Source organism: Leifsonia sp. McL0618 (genome assembly GCF_049994905.1).
Taxonomy (GTDB): Bacteria; Actinomycetota; Actinomycetes; order Actinomycetales; family Microbacteriaceae; genus Diaminobutyricibacter.
Window position 1 is genome coordinate 2525217 of record NZ_CP188258.1, and the last position, 12927, is coordinate 2538143.

At 67.1% G+C, this 12927-nt stretch carries 13 protein-coding genes; 5 read left to right on the top strand and 8 right to left on the bottom strand.

The window, feature by feature from the left end:
• Positions 1-9: 9 nt before the first annotated feature.
• From ACPPVQ_RS12085 to ACPPVQ_RS12095, 3 genes are all read right to left on the bottom strand, one after another.
• On the bottom strand, positions 10-1431 hold the full coding sequence (locus tag ACPPVQ_RS12085; RefSeq protein ID WP_426515346.1) for a mycothione reductase: 1422 nt from the start codon (positions 1429-1431) through the stop codon (positions 10-12).
• Positions 1421-2773 carry an AAA family ATPase gene (locus tag ACPPVQ_RS12090; RefSeq protein ID WP_426515347.1) on the bottom strand — a complete coding sequence of 451 codons (1353 nt, stop codon included), beginning with the start codon at positions 2771-2773 and terminating at the stop codon, positions 1421-1423. Before ACPPVQ_RS12090 ends, ACPPVQ_RS12085 begins: the two co-directional genes overlap by 11 nt.
• A gap of 74 nt (positions 2774-2847) precedes the next feature.
• Complete coding sequence (locus tag ACPPVQ_RS12095) at positions 2848-6255, bottom strand: pyruvate carboxylase (protein WP_426515348.1); 3408 nt, start codon at positions 6253-6255, stop codon at positions 2848-2850.
• A gap of 78 nt (positions 6256-6333) precedes the next feature.
• On the opposite strand from ACPPVQ_RS12095, the gene ACPPVQ_RS12100 reads away from it, so the two are divergent.
• Complete coding sequence (locus tag ACPPVQ_RS12100) at positions 6334-7140, top strand: ParA family protein (protein ID WP_426515349.1); 807 nt, start codon at positions 6334-6336, stop codon at positions 7138-7140.
• 197 nt (positions 7141-7337) lie between these two features.
• On the opposite strand, the gene ACPPVQ_RS12105 is transcribed toward ACPPVQ_RS12100, so the two are convergent.
• The 4 genes from ACPPVQ_RS12105 to ACPPVQ_RS12120 form a co-directional block, all read right to left on the bottom strand.
• Positions 7338-7886, bottom strand: a complete 549-nt coding sequence (locus ACPPVQ_RS12105; protein ID WP_163289522.1) for a MerR family transcriptional regulator — start codon at positions 7884-7886, stop codon at positions 7338-7340.
• Between the two features lie 120 nt (positions 7887-8006).
• Complete coding sequence (ftsR, locus tag ACPPVQ_RS12110; protein ID WP_426515350.1) at positions 8007-8705, bottom strand: transcriptional regulator FtsR; 699 nt, start codon at positions 8703-8705, stop codon at positions 8007-8009.
• Between the two features lie 38 nt (positions 8706-8743).
• Entirely contained in the window at positions 8744-9193 is a 450-nt protein-coding gene (locus tag ACPPVQ_RS12115; RefSeq protein ID WP_426521248.1) for an FHA domain-containing protein, read from the bottom strand.
• 46 nt (positions 9194-9239) lie between these two features.
• Positions 9240-9875: a CDP-alcohol phosphatidyltransferase family protein gene (locus tag ACPPVQ_RS12120; RefSeq protein ID WP_426515351.1), complete on the bottom strand. Its 636-nt coding sequence runs from the start codon at positions 9873-9875 to the stop codon at positions 9240-9242.
• A 43-nt stretch (positions 9876-9918) separates the two neighbouring features.
• Between ACPPVQ_RS12120 and ACPPVQ_RS12125 the strand changes: the two genes are divergently transcribed.
• A complete protein-coding gene (locus tag ACPPVQ_RS12125) occupies positions 9919-10761 on the top strand; it encodes a DUF1295 domain-containing protein (protein ID WP_426515352.1) in 843 nt (280 codons plus the stop codon).
• Here the strand turns inward: ACPPVQ_RS12125 and ACPPVQ_RS12130 are convergent.
• On the bottom strand, positions 10671-11189 hold the full coding sequence (locus ACPPVQ_RS12130; protein WP_426515353.1) for a hypothetical protein: 519 nt from the start codon (positions 11187-11189) through the stop codon (positions 10671-10673). The two genes, ACPPVQ_RS12125 and ACPPVQ_RS12130, sit on opposite strands and share 91 nt — an antisense overlap.
• A gap of 72 nt (positions 11190-11261) precedes the next feature.
• Between ACPPVQ_RS12130 and ACPPVQ_RS12135 the strand changes: the two genes are divergently transcribed.
• Genes ACPPVQ_RS12135 through ACPPVQ_RS12145 form a run of 3 tightly spaced genes read left to right on the top strand, consistent with a single transcriptional unit; the run spans position 11262 to position 12927 of the window.
• Positions 11262-11708, top strand: a complete 447-nt coding sequence (locus ACPPVQ_RS12135) for a hypothetical protein (RefSeq protein WP_426515354.1) — start codon at positions 11262-11264, stop codon at positions 11706-11708.
• Entirely contained in the window at positions 11705-12088 is a 384-nt protein-coding gene (locus tag ACPPVQ_RS12140; RefSeq protein WP_426521250.1) for an RNA-binding S4 domain-containing protein, read from the top strand. Before ACPPVQ_RS12135 ends, ACPPVQ_RS12140 begins: the two co-directional genes overlap by 4 nt.
• The gene (locus ACPPVQ_RS12145) at positions 12085-12927 is read left to right on the top strand and encodes a DUF72 domain-containing protein (RefSeq protein ID WP_426515355.1); all 843 of its coding nucleotides are present in this window, start codon (positions 12085-12087) and stop codon (positions 12925-12927) included. The genes ACPPVQ_RS12140 and ACPPVQ_RS12145 overlap by 4 nt, the downstream gene beginning before the upstream one ends.

Genomic DNA, 12927 nt, shown 5'->3' on the forward strand with positions numbered 1-12927 from the left:
CCTTCGGGGTCACAGGGCCTCTTCGGCCTTCAGCAGGGCGTTCTCGACGACTTCGCTCGCAGCGGGATGCGGCCAGTACTGGCCACGGGCAAGTCCGCGAACGGTCATTCCGAAACTCGCGGCCAGCACGAGCGGCTGGATCAGGATGCTCGCCTCAGGCCCGATGATGTGTGCGCCGAGGAGTTCACCACTGCCACGCTCGACGACGATGGTACAGAATCCGGTCTCGTCTTCGGTCGCCCAGCCGTATGCGGTGTGCCGGTAGTCCTGGGTGACGGCTACGGCGTCGATCCCTTCGGCCAGCGCATCCGCCGCCGTGAGCCCGAAATGCGCGATCTGGGGGCGGCTGAAGATGGCCGCGGGAATCGGGCCAGGGTCGCCGCCGGTCGGGGCGTCGGGGTGCAGGATGTTGTGGGCGACGACGCGCGCCTCATGGTTGGCGACGTGCTTGAGTTTCGTCGCCGAACTGATGTCGCCGAGTGCGTACAGTCCCGGCACCGGGGCGCCGCGGCTGAGCATCCGCTGCTGGCTGTCGACGACCAGCCGTCCGTCGCTGTACAGGTCGAACCCGGCGGCCGCGGCCGCAAGGGTGTCGGTGTTCGGGATGCGGCCCTGCGCCACGAGGACCAGTTCTGTCTCGAGCTGGCGGCCCGACTCGAGCGTCACGACGAGCAGATCACCGCCACGGTCGATCGCTTCGACGAGTTCTTCGGTGAGCACGCGCCAGCGCTGGGAGGCGCTCTCGGTGAAACGCTCGGACACGGCTGCGTCGAGTCGGGTGAGCAGCCGCTCCGACCGCGTCACGATCGTGACGTCGACCCCGAACGACGAGAAGATGTGGGCGAACTCGACCGCGACGGGTCCGCCGCCCACGATGACGAGCGATTCGGGAAGTGACTCGATGCGCATCACGTCGTCGGAGTCGAGGATGGCCGGGTCAGGGTCGTAGGAGGCCAGCAGCGGGCGGGGTCGCGACCCCGCGGCGACGACGATGCGGTCGGAGTGCAGGCGCACTCCGCTTGCACTCATCAGCGTGTGCTGGTCTTCGAAACCGAAGGTCTCGCGGAAGACCGTCACGTTCGGCGACGTGGCGTGGCGGAACAGAAGGCCGGCATCGGAGATCGCGTCGGTGCGGCCGAAGATGCGGTCGCGCACCCGCGCCCAGTCGACCGGGTCGACGGTGGCCGAGAGTCCCAGGCGTGAACCGGCACCGGCGTCGGCCGCGACGTCGGCGACATGAGCGAACATCTTGCTCGGGATCGACGCTGCATTGAGGCTCGTGCCGCCGAAACGTTCACCATCGTCGATCAGGGCGACCGACCAGTGGGCGAACTCGGGGCCCACCAGAGCATTCCCGGAACCGGCGCCGACGACGATCAGATCGAACGTGCGCGCATCCGCCCCGTCGCCTGGGGCCGGCTCAGGAGCCACGGTTCGCGGGCAGGCCTTCGACCACGAGGGCTGCGAGCGTTCTGGCGGCATCCTTCGTCAACGGCTTCAGGTCTTTGTACGAGATGACGGACCCGGCAGCCAGCTGCGGGTCATACGGGATGCGCACGATCTCGCGCACACGGGAGCGGAAATGCGCCTCGATCTCGTCGAGCTTCACCAGGTTCGTACCCTGCGTCGCCGTGTTGAGGGCGACGATGGCGTTACGCACGAGGTCGCCGTAGCCATTGGCCTCGAGCCAGGTCAGGGTCTCGGATGCGAGGCGCGCTTCGTCCACGCTTCCGCCGGAGACGATGACGAGTGAATCGGCCCGCTGCAGTGTCGCTCGCATGACCGAGTGCACGATGCCGGTACCGCAGTCGGTGAGCACGATCGAATAGAACCGGGCGGCGAGGTCGGCGACGACGTTGTAGTCGTTCTCGTCGAACGCTTCGGAGAGCAGCGGGTCCGTGTCGGACGCCAGGATGTCGAGGCGGGTCTCGTCGCGCGAGACGAGGGCCGAGAAATCGGTGAAACCGCCGATGCTCGGGGCCTTGTGCACCACATCCCGCACGGTCGCCCTGGTCTGCTTCGTGACCCGCTCGGAGAGCGTGCCGCGGTCGGGGTTGGCGTCGACAGCGATGATGCGGTCTTCGCGGGCGTCGGCGAGGGCCATGCCGAGAAGGGTCGTGACGGTCGTCTTGCCGACCCCGCCCTTGCGTGTGAGCACGGGCACGAAGCGCGTGCCGCCTTCGAACTGTTTCTGGATGCGGTGGTCGAGCTCCTTGTGGGCGCGCACCTTCGCGGAGTCGCCGAGGTTCACACCGTGGAACGTGATCGCGTAGACGAAACGGTTCCAGCCGCCCTCCGGCCGCGGACGGGTCTTGCGGTTGACCTCGAGGAGGCGGTCTGCGGTCAGCATGGCTGCCGGCTCGGGCTGCGTCGAGTGTTCGCCGCGCAGGCGATCGCGCCGCGACTGGGAGAACGGGTCCGCGTGGTGGGCGGGTTCGGCGTTCTCGGCGGACGATGAGGAGATCGTCGCGGTCGGGCCGGTCGACACGCGCGGAGTGGCGATGGCCATCGACATCGTCGTCGGCTGGCTCGTGGTGATGAATCCGGGGTTGACCGGGACATCGTCGATCGCCACAGCAACCTCGTCTTCGGGGATCTCCGGGCTGGGCGCCGGCGGAAGGTCGACGACGATGCTCAGGCTCTCCGGAAGCGTGACAGCGAGGTCGCCGCTTTCGTCGGGAAGGAGTTCGCCATGGAACTCCTCCGCCTTATCCGTCGAATCGGATTCGAGGACCTGACCTTGCGCATCGCGTTTCTCCGGCTTTTCTGCCACGGAACAGTCTCCTTCAATCGTCACAGTCCGTGACCCAGTTTAGCGTGGAGGCCGGTTCCACCCCTCCGGACGGCTCAGAGCACGGGCGCGATGACGACGAGGAGGTCCCCGGCGTCGACCTGCTGGGTCTTCGGGATCGCAAGGCGTTCGATCGTTCCGGCGATGGGCGCCGTGATGGCCGCCTCCATTTTCATCGCCTCGATCGAAGCCACGCTCTGCCCCGCTGCGACCGGGTCGCCGATCCCGACCTGCAGGGTGACGACGCCGGAGAACGGCGCCGCGACCTGGCCCGGCTTCGCGCTGTCGGCCTTCTCGGCCGCCTTCGCTTCCACCGTGATGCCGCGGTCACGCACGAACACCGGGCGGAGCTGCCCGTTGAGCGTGGTCATCACGGTGCGCATGCCCTTGTCGTCGGCCTCGCCGATCGCCTCGAGACCGATGTACAGGCGAACGCCCTTGTCGATCTCGATGACGTGCTCCGTGCCCTGTTTGAGTCCGTACAGGTAGTCGATGGTGTCGACGACGGAGAGATCGCCGAACAGTTCGCGGATCTGCTCGAAGATGCGCGTCGGCGCCGGGAACAGCAGGCGGTTCAGCGTCGCTCGCCGTTCGGCGCTCGATCCTCCCAGCGCTGCGGCGTCGGCTTCGCTGAGGTCTTCGACCCCCACCTTGATCGTCTTGCCGGCCAGCACCTTCGTGCGGAACGGCTCCGGCCAGCCGCCAGGCAGCTCACCCAGCTCGCCCGCCATGAAGCCGACGACCGAATCGGGCACGTCGTAGTTCTGCGGGTTCTCGGCGAAGTCGTCGGGGTCCGCGTGCACGGCCGCGAGGTGGAGGGCCAGGTCGCCGACGACCTTCGACGAGGGCGTGACCTTCGGGATGCGTCCGAGGATGCGGTTCGCAGCCGCATACATGTCTTCGACCAGCTCGAAGTCGTCTGCCAGCCCGAGCGCCTTCGCCTGCTGGCGCAGGTTCGACAGCTGGCCGCCCGGGATCTCGTGCTTGTACACGCGCCCGGTGGGACCAGGAAGGCCGGACTCGAACGGCCGGTACACCTGGCGCACGGCCTCCCAGTACGGCTCGAGGTCGCTGACGGCCGCCAGGGAGAGCCCGGTGTCGCGCTCGGTGTGGGCGAGGGCGGCGACGAGAGCGGATGCCGAGGGCTGGCTGGTCGTGCCGGCCATCGGCGCGCTCGCCACATCCACCGCATCCGCACCGGCACGGCTCGCAGCGAGCAGGGTCGCGAGCTGGCCACCCGGCGTGTCATGCGTGTGCACGTGCACCGGGAGGTCGAAGCGTCCGCGGAACGCCGCGACCAGCTTCTCCGCCGCCGACGGACGCAGGAGTCCTGCCATGTCCTTGATCGCGAGGATGTGCGCGCCGGACTCCACGATCTGCTCAGCCAGGCGCAGGTAGTAGTCGAGGGTGTAGAGGTCTTCGGCAGGGTCGAGAAGGTCACCGGTGTAGCAGACCGCGACCTCGGCGACGGCTGTTCCCGTCGACAGCACCGATTCGATCGCCGGGCGCATCTGTGAGACGTCGTTGAGGGCGTCGAAGATGCGGAAGATGTCGACACCGGTCGCTGCGGCCTCGCGCACGAACGCATCCGTCACCTGTGTCGGGTACGGCGTGTAGCCGACGGTGTTGCGTCCGCGCAGCAGCATCTGGATGTTGATGTTCGGCAGCGCCTCGCGCAGTGCGGCCAGGCGGTCCCACGGGTCTTCGCCGAGGAACCGGAGCGCTACGTCGTACGTCGCGCCTCCCCATGCCTCGACGGAGAGCAGCTCGGGCGTGAGCCGGGCGACATATGGTGCAACGGCGAGCAGGTCCCTGGTACGCACACGGGTGGCAAGCAGCGACTGGTGCGCGTCGCGGAACGTCGTCTCGGTGACGGCGAGGGCGGTCTGTGCGCGAAGGGCCTGCGCGAAACCGGCCGGACCGAGCTCGAGGAGCCGCTGCCGCGATCCCGCAGGTGCCGGTGCGTTCAGGTCGATCTTCGGAAGCTTGTCCTCGGGCTCAGCCGTCTCAGGACGGGGTCCGTTGGGCAGGTTGACCGTCACGTCGGCGAGCCAGTTCAGCATCTTCGTGCCGCGGTCCTTCGATGCGCGGCCGCGGAAAAGCTCCGGGCGCTCCTCGATGAACGAAGTACTGACGTTGCCCGCGATGAAGTCCGGGTCGTCGAGCACAGCCTGCAGGAACGGGATGTTGGTGGACACGCCACGGATGCGGAACTCGGCCAGCGCACGACGGGCGCGGCTCACCGCGGCCCCGAAATCACGCCCGCGACACGTCAGCTTCGCCAGCATCGAATCGAAATGCGGGCTGATCTGGGCACCGGGGTTGATCGTGCCGCCGTCCAGGCGGATGCCTCCACCGCCCGGCGACCGGTAGGTCGTGATCTTGCCCGTGTCAGGACGGAAGCCGGCAGTCGGGTCCTCAGTGGTGATGCGGCATTGCAGGGCGGCGCCGCGGATGTGCACCGTCTCCTGGCTGAGTCCCAGGTCGTCGAGCGTCTCCCCGGCCGCGATGCGCATCTGGGACTGCACGAGGTCGACGTCGGTGATCTCTTCGGTGACCGTGTGCTCCACCTGGATGCGCGGGTTCATCTCGATGAACACGTGCTCGCCTGCCCGCTCGCCTGCGGTGTCGAGCAGGAATTCGACCGTGCCCGCGTTGACGTAGCCGATCGACTTCGCGAAAGCGATCGCGTCGCGGTACAACGCCTGGCGGGTCTCCTCGTCGAGGTTCGGCGCAGGCGCGATCTCGATCACCTTCTGGTGGCGGCGCTGCACCGAGCAGTCGCGCTCGAACAGGTGCATCGTGTTGCCGGACGCGTCGGCCAGGATCTGGACCTCGATGTGGCGCGGGCGGAGGACGGCCTGCTCGAGGAACATCGTGGGATCGCCGAACGCGCTGTCCGCCTCGCGCATGGCCTCTTCGAGGGCGCCGCGGAGGTCATCCTTCGTGTTCACGCGGCGCATGCCGCGACCGCCGCCGCCGGCCACGGCCTTCGCGAAGATCGGGAAGCCGATCTCGTCGGACTGAGAGATCAGGAGGTCGATGTCCTTCGAGGGCGGCGTCGACTTGAGCACGGGCACGCCTGCAGCGATCGCGTGCTCCTTCGCCGTCACCTTGTTGCCCGCCATCTCGAGCACGCGCGGGGGCGGGCCGATGAACGTGATGCCCGCTTCACGAGCGGCCTCCGCCAGCTCGGGGTTCTCGGAGAGGAAGCCGTAACCCGGGTAGATCGCATCGGCGCCGCACTCCCTGGCGACGCGGATGATCTCTTTCACATCGAGGTACGCGCGCACCGGATGCCCAGGCTCACCGATCTGGTACGCCTCGTCGGCCTTGAGGCGGTGCATCGAGTTGCGGTCTTCATACGGGAAGACGGCAACCGTCTGGGCGCCCAGCTCGTAGGCGGCCCGGAAGGCCCGAATTGCGATTTCACCGCGATTGGCAACGAGGATCTTGCGGAACATAGGGACCTTTCGAGCAGGGGCGCGCCACACAGCAAACGGTTAGGTTCTCTAAGACTAGTGAAGGTAACGTAGCTGTTTGTGCATGTACTCAGCGTTAGTTCCCTCAAAGGTGGTGTCGGTAAGACAACGGTGACGCTGGGCCTCGCTTCCGCGGCATTCGCGAAAGGATTGCGCACGCTCGTTGTCGATCTGGACCCGCAGTCCGATGTGTCGACCGGCATGGACATCTCCGTCGCCGGTCACCTGAACGTCGCCGATGTGCTCGCGTCGCCCAAAGAGAAGATCGTGCGCGCAGCCATCGCACCGAGCGGATGGACGAAGGGCCGCACGGGCAAGATCGACGTCATGATCGGGTCGCCGTCGGCGATCAACTTCGACGGGCCGCACCCGAGCATCCGCGACATCTGGAAGCTCGAAGAGGCGCTGGCGAACGTCGAACACGACTACGACCTGGTGCTGATCGACTGCGCGCCGTCGCTCAACGCACTCACCCGCACGGCATGGGCGGCGAGCGACCGCGTGACGGTGGTGACTGAGCCCGGACTCTTCTCGGTGGCTGCGGCAGACCGTGCGCTGCGTGCGATCGAAGAGATCCGCCGCGGCCTGTCGCCGAGACTCCAGCCGCTGGGCATCATCGTCAACCGGGCGCGTGTGCAGTCGCTGGAGCACCAGTTCCGCATCAAGGAGCTGCGCGACATGTTCGGGCCGCTCGTGCTGAGCCCCCAGTTGCCGGAGCGCACGTCGCTGCAGCAGGCGCAGGGTGCGGCCAAGCCGCTCCACGTGTGGCCCGGCGAGAGCGCCCAGGAGATGGCGCACAACTTCGACCTGCTGCTTGAGCGCGTGCTGCGCGCCGCCCGCATCGGGGAGTATGCAAATCAGGCCTGAGGGCGATCGCATCGCGATTGCGGCCTGATGTGCCGAGCGGGCTGTGCTCACGACGGGCTGTGCTCGCGACGGGCTGTGCTCGCGAGGGGCTGTGCTCGCGAGAGGCCGGCTCAGCCACTCTGTGCCCATGTTCTGAACGTGTGCACAGGTTGTAGCGTGTGCACCTGTTCAGACGGTGTGCACGGAAAGCAGGCGACTCAGGAGGCCTTGACCACGCGGCGAGCGGCCAGTTCGTCCATCGGGTCGACCGTCTGGGTGTCCAGTTCGACCAGGCTGCTCTCGACCTCGCGAAGCACCTTGCCGACGGCGATGCCGAACACACCCTGCCCACGGCTGACCAGGTCGATCACTTCATCGTCCGACGTGCACAGGTAGACGCTCGCGCCGTCGCTCATGAGGGTGGTCTGGGCCAGGTCGTTGACGCCGGCCTGCCGGAGCTGGTCGACAGCGGTGCGGATCTGCTGCAGCGAGATGCCGGTGTCGAGAAGTCGTTTGACGAGCTTCAGCACGAGGATGTCGCGGAAACCGTAGAGACGCTGCGATCCGGAGCCGGCCGCGCCGCGCACGGTGGGTTCGACGAGACCGGTACGTGCCCAGTAGTCGAGCTGGCGGTAGCTGATGCCGGCTGCACGTGCGGCGACCGCACCGCGATAGCCGGAGGTGTCATCCATTTCGGGAAGCCCGTCGGTGAAGAGCAGACCGAGGTCGTACTTGGGCGAGTCGTTGTTTCGACTGAGTTCACTCATTCGCTTGCCTCTCACCCCGGACTGGACCGCGCCGGTTCGACGGCGCTTCATCCACGGTACCCATGCTCAGGGTCGCTATCAATGACATTCGGAGAAACCGTCCCGGCGTGTCGAGATCGGTCACGGGACGAGCCGCCCCAGTGCTGAACGGATGAGGCTGTCGCGCACGACGTCGAGCTGGGCCGCGATCTCACGGGCGAGTTCGGCGGCCTGCGCACGGCCGGACACGTCGTTGCGGCGCACGATCGGCACCAGCGCGCTCTCGATCAGGCCGAGTTCACGTTCCGCTGCCGCGCGGAAACCGCGGAGATGCCGCGGCTCGATACCGCATTTCTGCAGCTCGACCAGCGCTTTCAGAACCCCGAGCGAATCTTCGCCGTACACCTCGGCTGGGACGATCAGCGAAGCGGAGACCGCGTCTTGCAGGAGGGCGTTGGACGCCCCCGACTCGCGCAGCAGGTCGGCCTTCTTGAAGCGGCGGCCGGTGGCGAGCATCGATGGCCCGGATGCGGCGGTGGCGCCAGGAATGACCGGCGAGAGTCCTGCATCCAGATCGTCGAGATAGGTACGGATGACTTTCAGCGGCAGGTAGTGGTCGCGCTGCATCCCGAGGATGACGCGCAGCCGCTCGACGTCGGCGGGCGAGAACTTGCGGTACCCGGATGCCGTACGCGCCGGCGAGACGAGACCACGCTCCTCGAGGAAGCGCAGTTTCGACGACGACAGGTCGGGGAACTCCGGGGTCAGGTGTGCGAGGACCTGGCCGATGCTGAGCAGGGCGGGCCCAGGGGTACGAGCCTGAGCGGCTTGCCGCGCCACTAGGGTGCAACTCCCGCCGCCGTCGGTGCGGGGCGCATCTAGCTGGGCGCCGGAGCGGCGAGGTCGTGCCTGGACGCGTAGAAGGTGAGGCGGAACTTGCCGATCTGCACCTCTGCCGTGTCGGCGAGGAGAGCGGCTTCGATGCGCACACCGTCGTAATAGGTGCCGTTGAGCGAGCCGAGGTCTTTGACCTCGAACACCGTGCCTCGCCGGGTGAACTCGGCGTGACGGCGCGAAACGGTCACGTCGTCGAGGAAGATGTCGGCATCCGGATGACGACCAGCGGTGGTGACGTCTGCGTCGAGCAGGAAGCGCGCGCCGGTATTCGGGCCGCGCCGCACGATCAAAAGGGCAGACCCGGAAGGCAGGGCGGCAATGGCCTCCTGCTCTTCGATCGACACGTCGCCGTCGACCGGGTACATCTGGGACACGAACTCTTCGCCGAAGCGCGCCGTCGTGTCTTCATTGCCCCTGGATGCGTCGCGCAGGGGGTTCGCGGGCTCGCTCTCCGGCTCGTTCCGCGGATTGTTCTCGTCAGGCACCGTCGACCTCCTCTCCTTCCAGCGTATCGGATGGTCCCGGCTCGGTACCGGCCGGAAGCCGTATTACTCGACGAGTTTCGCCGATATACACGATTCCAGCCCACCAATAGAGGAACGCGCCCCATAATGCGAACGCCCATCCGAGAGGCAACGATATCGGTGCAATGGCATCGAACGCCTCCCCCAACATGAGGAGGGGTAGGGCGACGAAGAGGCAGAACGTCGCGACCTTGCCGAGGTGGTGCACGGGGAGCGGCCCGAACCCGTGGTTTGCGAGGATGATGCCCAGAACGGCGAGCATCACGTCGCGGGCGAGGATGACCGCCACCAGCCACCACGGAAGGACCTCGCGCCAGGCGAGGCCGATCAGGGCCGCGAAGATGTAAAGCCGGTCTGCGGCCGGATCGAGCAGCTGCCCGAGACGGGACACCTGGTTGAGGCGGCGGGCGAGGAAGCCGTCGAGGAAATCGGTGATGCTGGAGACGATCAGCACCAGGAGCGCCAGCGCGTCTTCGCCGACGATGATGAAGGCGAGGAAGACGGGAACGAGCGCAAGGCGGAAGAAGCTCAGGATGTTCGGCAGCGTGAACACCCGAGAGCTCACATGGGTCGCACCGTTTCCTTCCACAGCGTTCGAGTCTAGTAATCCCGACGCCGACTATGCTTCAGCCGTGGACCCCTTCTTCGCGTGCCTGTGGATCCTTGCGGGCGCGTGTGCCCTGACCTGGATCCTTTCCCTGATCACCGGCGAGCACTCCTGGGTGGACCGCATCTGGTCGATCGTTCCCGTCGTCTACGTCTGGGTCTTCGCGGGGGCGGCCGGCCTCGCGGATGCGCGCCTCAACCTGGTGGCTGCCCTGGTGACGCTGTGGGGCATCCGCCTCACCTTCAATTTCGCCCGCAAGGGCGGCTACGCCCCGGGCGGCGAAGACTACCGATGGGAGACCCTGCGCGGCCGCATGGCGTCCTGGCAGTTCGCCCTGTTCAACCTCTTCTTCATCGTGATCTACCAGAACGTGCTGCTGCTCCTGATCACACTGCCGGCGTTGACCGCGTTCCAGCACCGCACCCCCCTCGGCATCCTCGATGTCGTCGCTGCCCTCCTCTTCCTCGCGTTCCTCGCCGGTGAGACGGTGGCCGACCAGCAGCAGTGGAACTTCCAGTCGTGGAAGAAGGCGGAGGTCTCCGCCGGCAGGACACCCAGCCCGCGCTTCGTGCAGACCGGACTGTTCCGGTTCTCCCGCCATCCCAATTTCTTCTTCGAGCAGGCCCAGTGGTGGGTGGTGTTCCTGTTCGGCGCGATCGCTGCGGGGTCGCTGCTGCAGTGGACGGTGATCGGCGCCGTGCTCCTGACCGGCCTCTTCGTCGGGTCGACGATCTTCACCGAAAGCATCACGCTTTCGCGCTACCCCGAGTACGCCGACTATCGGCGCGCGACGTCGGCCGTCGTTCCCTGGTTTCCACGGCGGGCAGGCCGCGGGAACGCTGCCCGCATGTGGTCGGAGTCCAGGTAGTCGGCGACGCCGATCAGGATGAGGCTGAAGATGATCTGCTCGGTCACCATCCAGAGCGGGTAGAGCCCTGGGATCGCCGCGATCACCAGTGTGACGACGGGGAAGATCTTGCTGAACAGGCGCAGGCGCGAATACGCCCAGTAGTAGCCCTCCTGCGCGCGCCAGGCGAAGTAGAAGAGCGTCAGGGTGATGCCGAGAACGACGGCGGATCGCATCCACACCGCCCACTGCACCGGATGCCCGTTCAGCTGCAGGACAAGGGCGATGACAACCGCCGCGACGCCGAGCAGGAACTCCGCGACCAGCAGCCAGGTGATCACGACGAAGGCGCGCCTCGTGCGCGGATCGTCGCGTGCTTCGTCGGGGATCGTGTAGTCGGCATGGCGGCCGCCGGCGATCCGGTCGAGCTTCGCCAACAGGTTCTTCATGCATCGACGATAACCTGCGCGACATGCCGGGCGCTGACTGCAGGGTCCGCCCTGAGCGCGTAGCGTTGAAGGATGTCGTGCATCCGCTTCAACACTCCGGCCCAGCGGCAGGCCATGCGCGAGCATGCGCCCGTGATGCTCACGCCGGAGGAGGCCGCGGCGCTCCACCCCTCTCCCCCGGTCACCGAGAGCAAAGTGCGCAGGCTGCGGTTGCTGGCGGTTCACGAGAACCCGAAGATCCGCGAGTCGGTGGCGAGCAGCTACAACACGCCTGACGATGTGTTCGTCGCCCTCGCATCCGACCCGGACGACGGCGTCAGGGCCTGCCTCGCACGGAACGAGGCGGCGCCGTGCGACGTGCTCCGGATGCTCGCCGACGACCGCTCCGAGACCGTGCGCGGGTGGGTGGCCGTCAACTACTTCGTTCCCGAGGATGTCATGGGGCGTCTGGCGGATGACCCGAGCCGAACGGTGCGCAACCTCGTGAAGTGGAAGTCGCAGCTGGCCGACGCAGGATGAGCGGCCAGGTTCCCGCGAGCGTGCGGGTCGACAGCTGGATCTGGGCGGTGCGCCTGTTCAAGACGCGGTCGCTCGCTGCGGCAGCCTGCCGTGGCGGTCACGTCAGGGTCAACGGCGACAAGGCGAAGCCGGCACAGGCCGTGCGCATCGGCGACGAGGTGCGCGTCAGGGAGGCGGGCGTCGAACGCATCGTCACCGTGCGCAGACTGCTCGTGAAGCGTGTCGGCGCCTCTGTCGCCGTCGAATGCTTCGACGACCTCACGCCGAAACCCGTCGCACCAGTCGAGGCACCTGCAGCTGTCATCCGTGAGCGCGGTGCCGGTCGACCCACGAAGCGGGATCGGCGCGTTCTCGACCGCCTGCGGGGTCACGGAGCGTGAGCGCAGCGCGTGCACGGGTCGGGATCTCCGGCTGGACGTACGCGCCGTGGCGTTCGGCGTTCTATCCGAAAGGGCTCGCACACAAGAACGAGCTCCGTTACGCGTCAGAACGGCTGGACTCGATCGAACTGAACGGCAGCTTCTATGCCCTGCAGCGGCCGTCCAGTTACCGGCGCTGGGCCGAGGAGACGCCTGACGACTTCGTCTTCTCCATCAAGGGCGGTCGCTACGTCACGCACATCCGGCGCCTGCAGAACCCGAACGAAGCGCTCAACAGCTTTTTCGCATCCGGATTGCTGACGCTCGGCGACAAACTCGGACCGCTTCTCTGGCAGCTTCCGCCGAACCTGCAGTTCGACAGCGACCGGGTCGACGCCTTCTTCGCGGCGCTCCCACGGACCACGATGGATGCTGCAGCACTCGGGCGCACCTCGACGCTCGACGAGAGCCGCACCTGGACGGCGGTCACGGTCGACCGACCGCTTCGCCACGCCATCGAGGTGCGGCACCCGAGCTTCGTGGACGACGCCTTCATCGGTCTGGCACGCACGCACGGAGTCGCCATCGTGGTGGCCGACACGGCCGGACGGTGGCCACTGCTGCGCGAGGTGACGGCCGACTTCATGTACCTGCGGCTGCACGGCGACGAGGAGCTCTACGCGAGCGGGTACACACCGCAGGCTCTCGACGCGTGGGCGCGCGATATCGCGGGCTGGGTCGACGGTGCCTCCTGCCCTGACGGGGTGGGCCGCGACGTCTACGTGTACTTCGACAACGACATGAAGGTCAGGGCCCCGTACGATGCGATGGCCCTGCGTGCGCGCCTCGCCGGCGTTTGA

Bases quoted from the DNA above. Each gene is read 5' to 3' on its own strand.
- ACPPVQ_RS12095 (WP_426515348.1), bottom strand. From the start codon at position 6,255: ATGTTCCGCAAGATCCTCGTTGCCAATCGCGGTGAAATCGCAATTCGG.
- ACPPVQ_RS12135 (WP_426515354.1), top strand. From the start codon at position 11,262: ATGTCGTGCATCCGCTTCAACACTCCGGCCCAGCGGCAGGCCATGCGC.
- ACPPVQ_RS12130 (WP_426515353.1), bottom strand. From the start codon at position 11,189: ATGAAGAACCTGTTGGCGAAGCTCGACCGGATCGCCGGCGGCCGCCAT.
- ACPPVQ_RS12105 (WP_163289522.1), bottom strand. From the start codon at position 7,886: ATGAGTGAACTCAGTCGAAACAACGACTCGCCCAAGTACGACCTCGGT.
- ACPPVQ_RS12140 (WP_426521250.1), top strand. From the start codon at position 11,705: ATGAGCGGCCAGGTTCCCGCGAGCGTGCGGGTCGACAGCTGGATCTGG.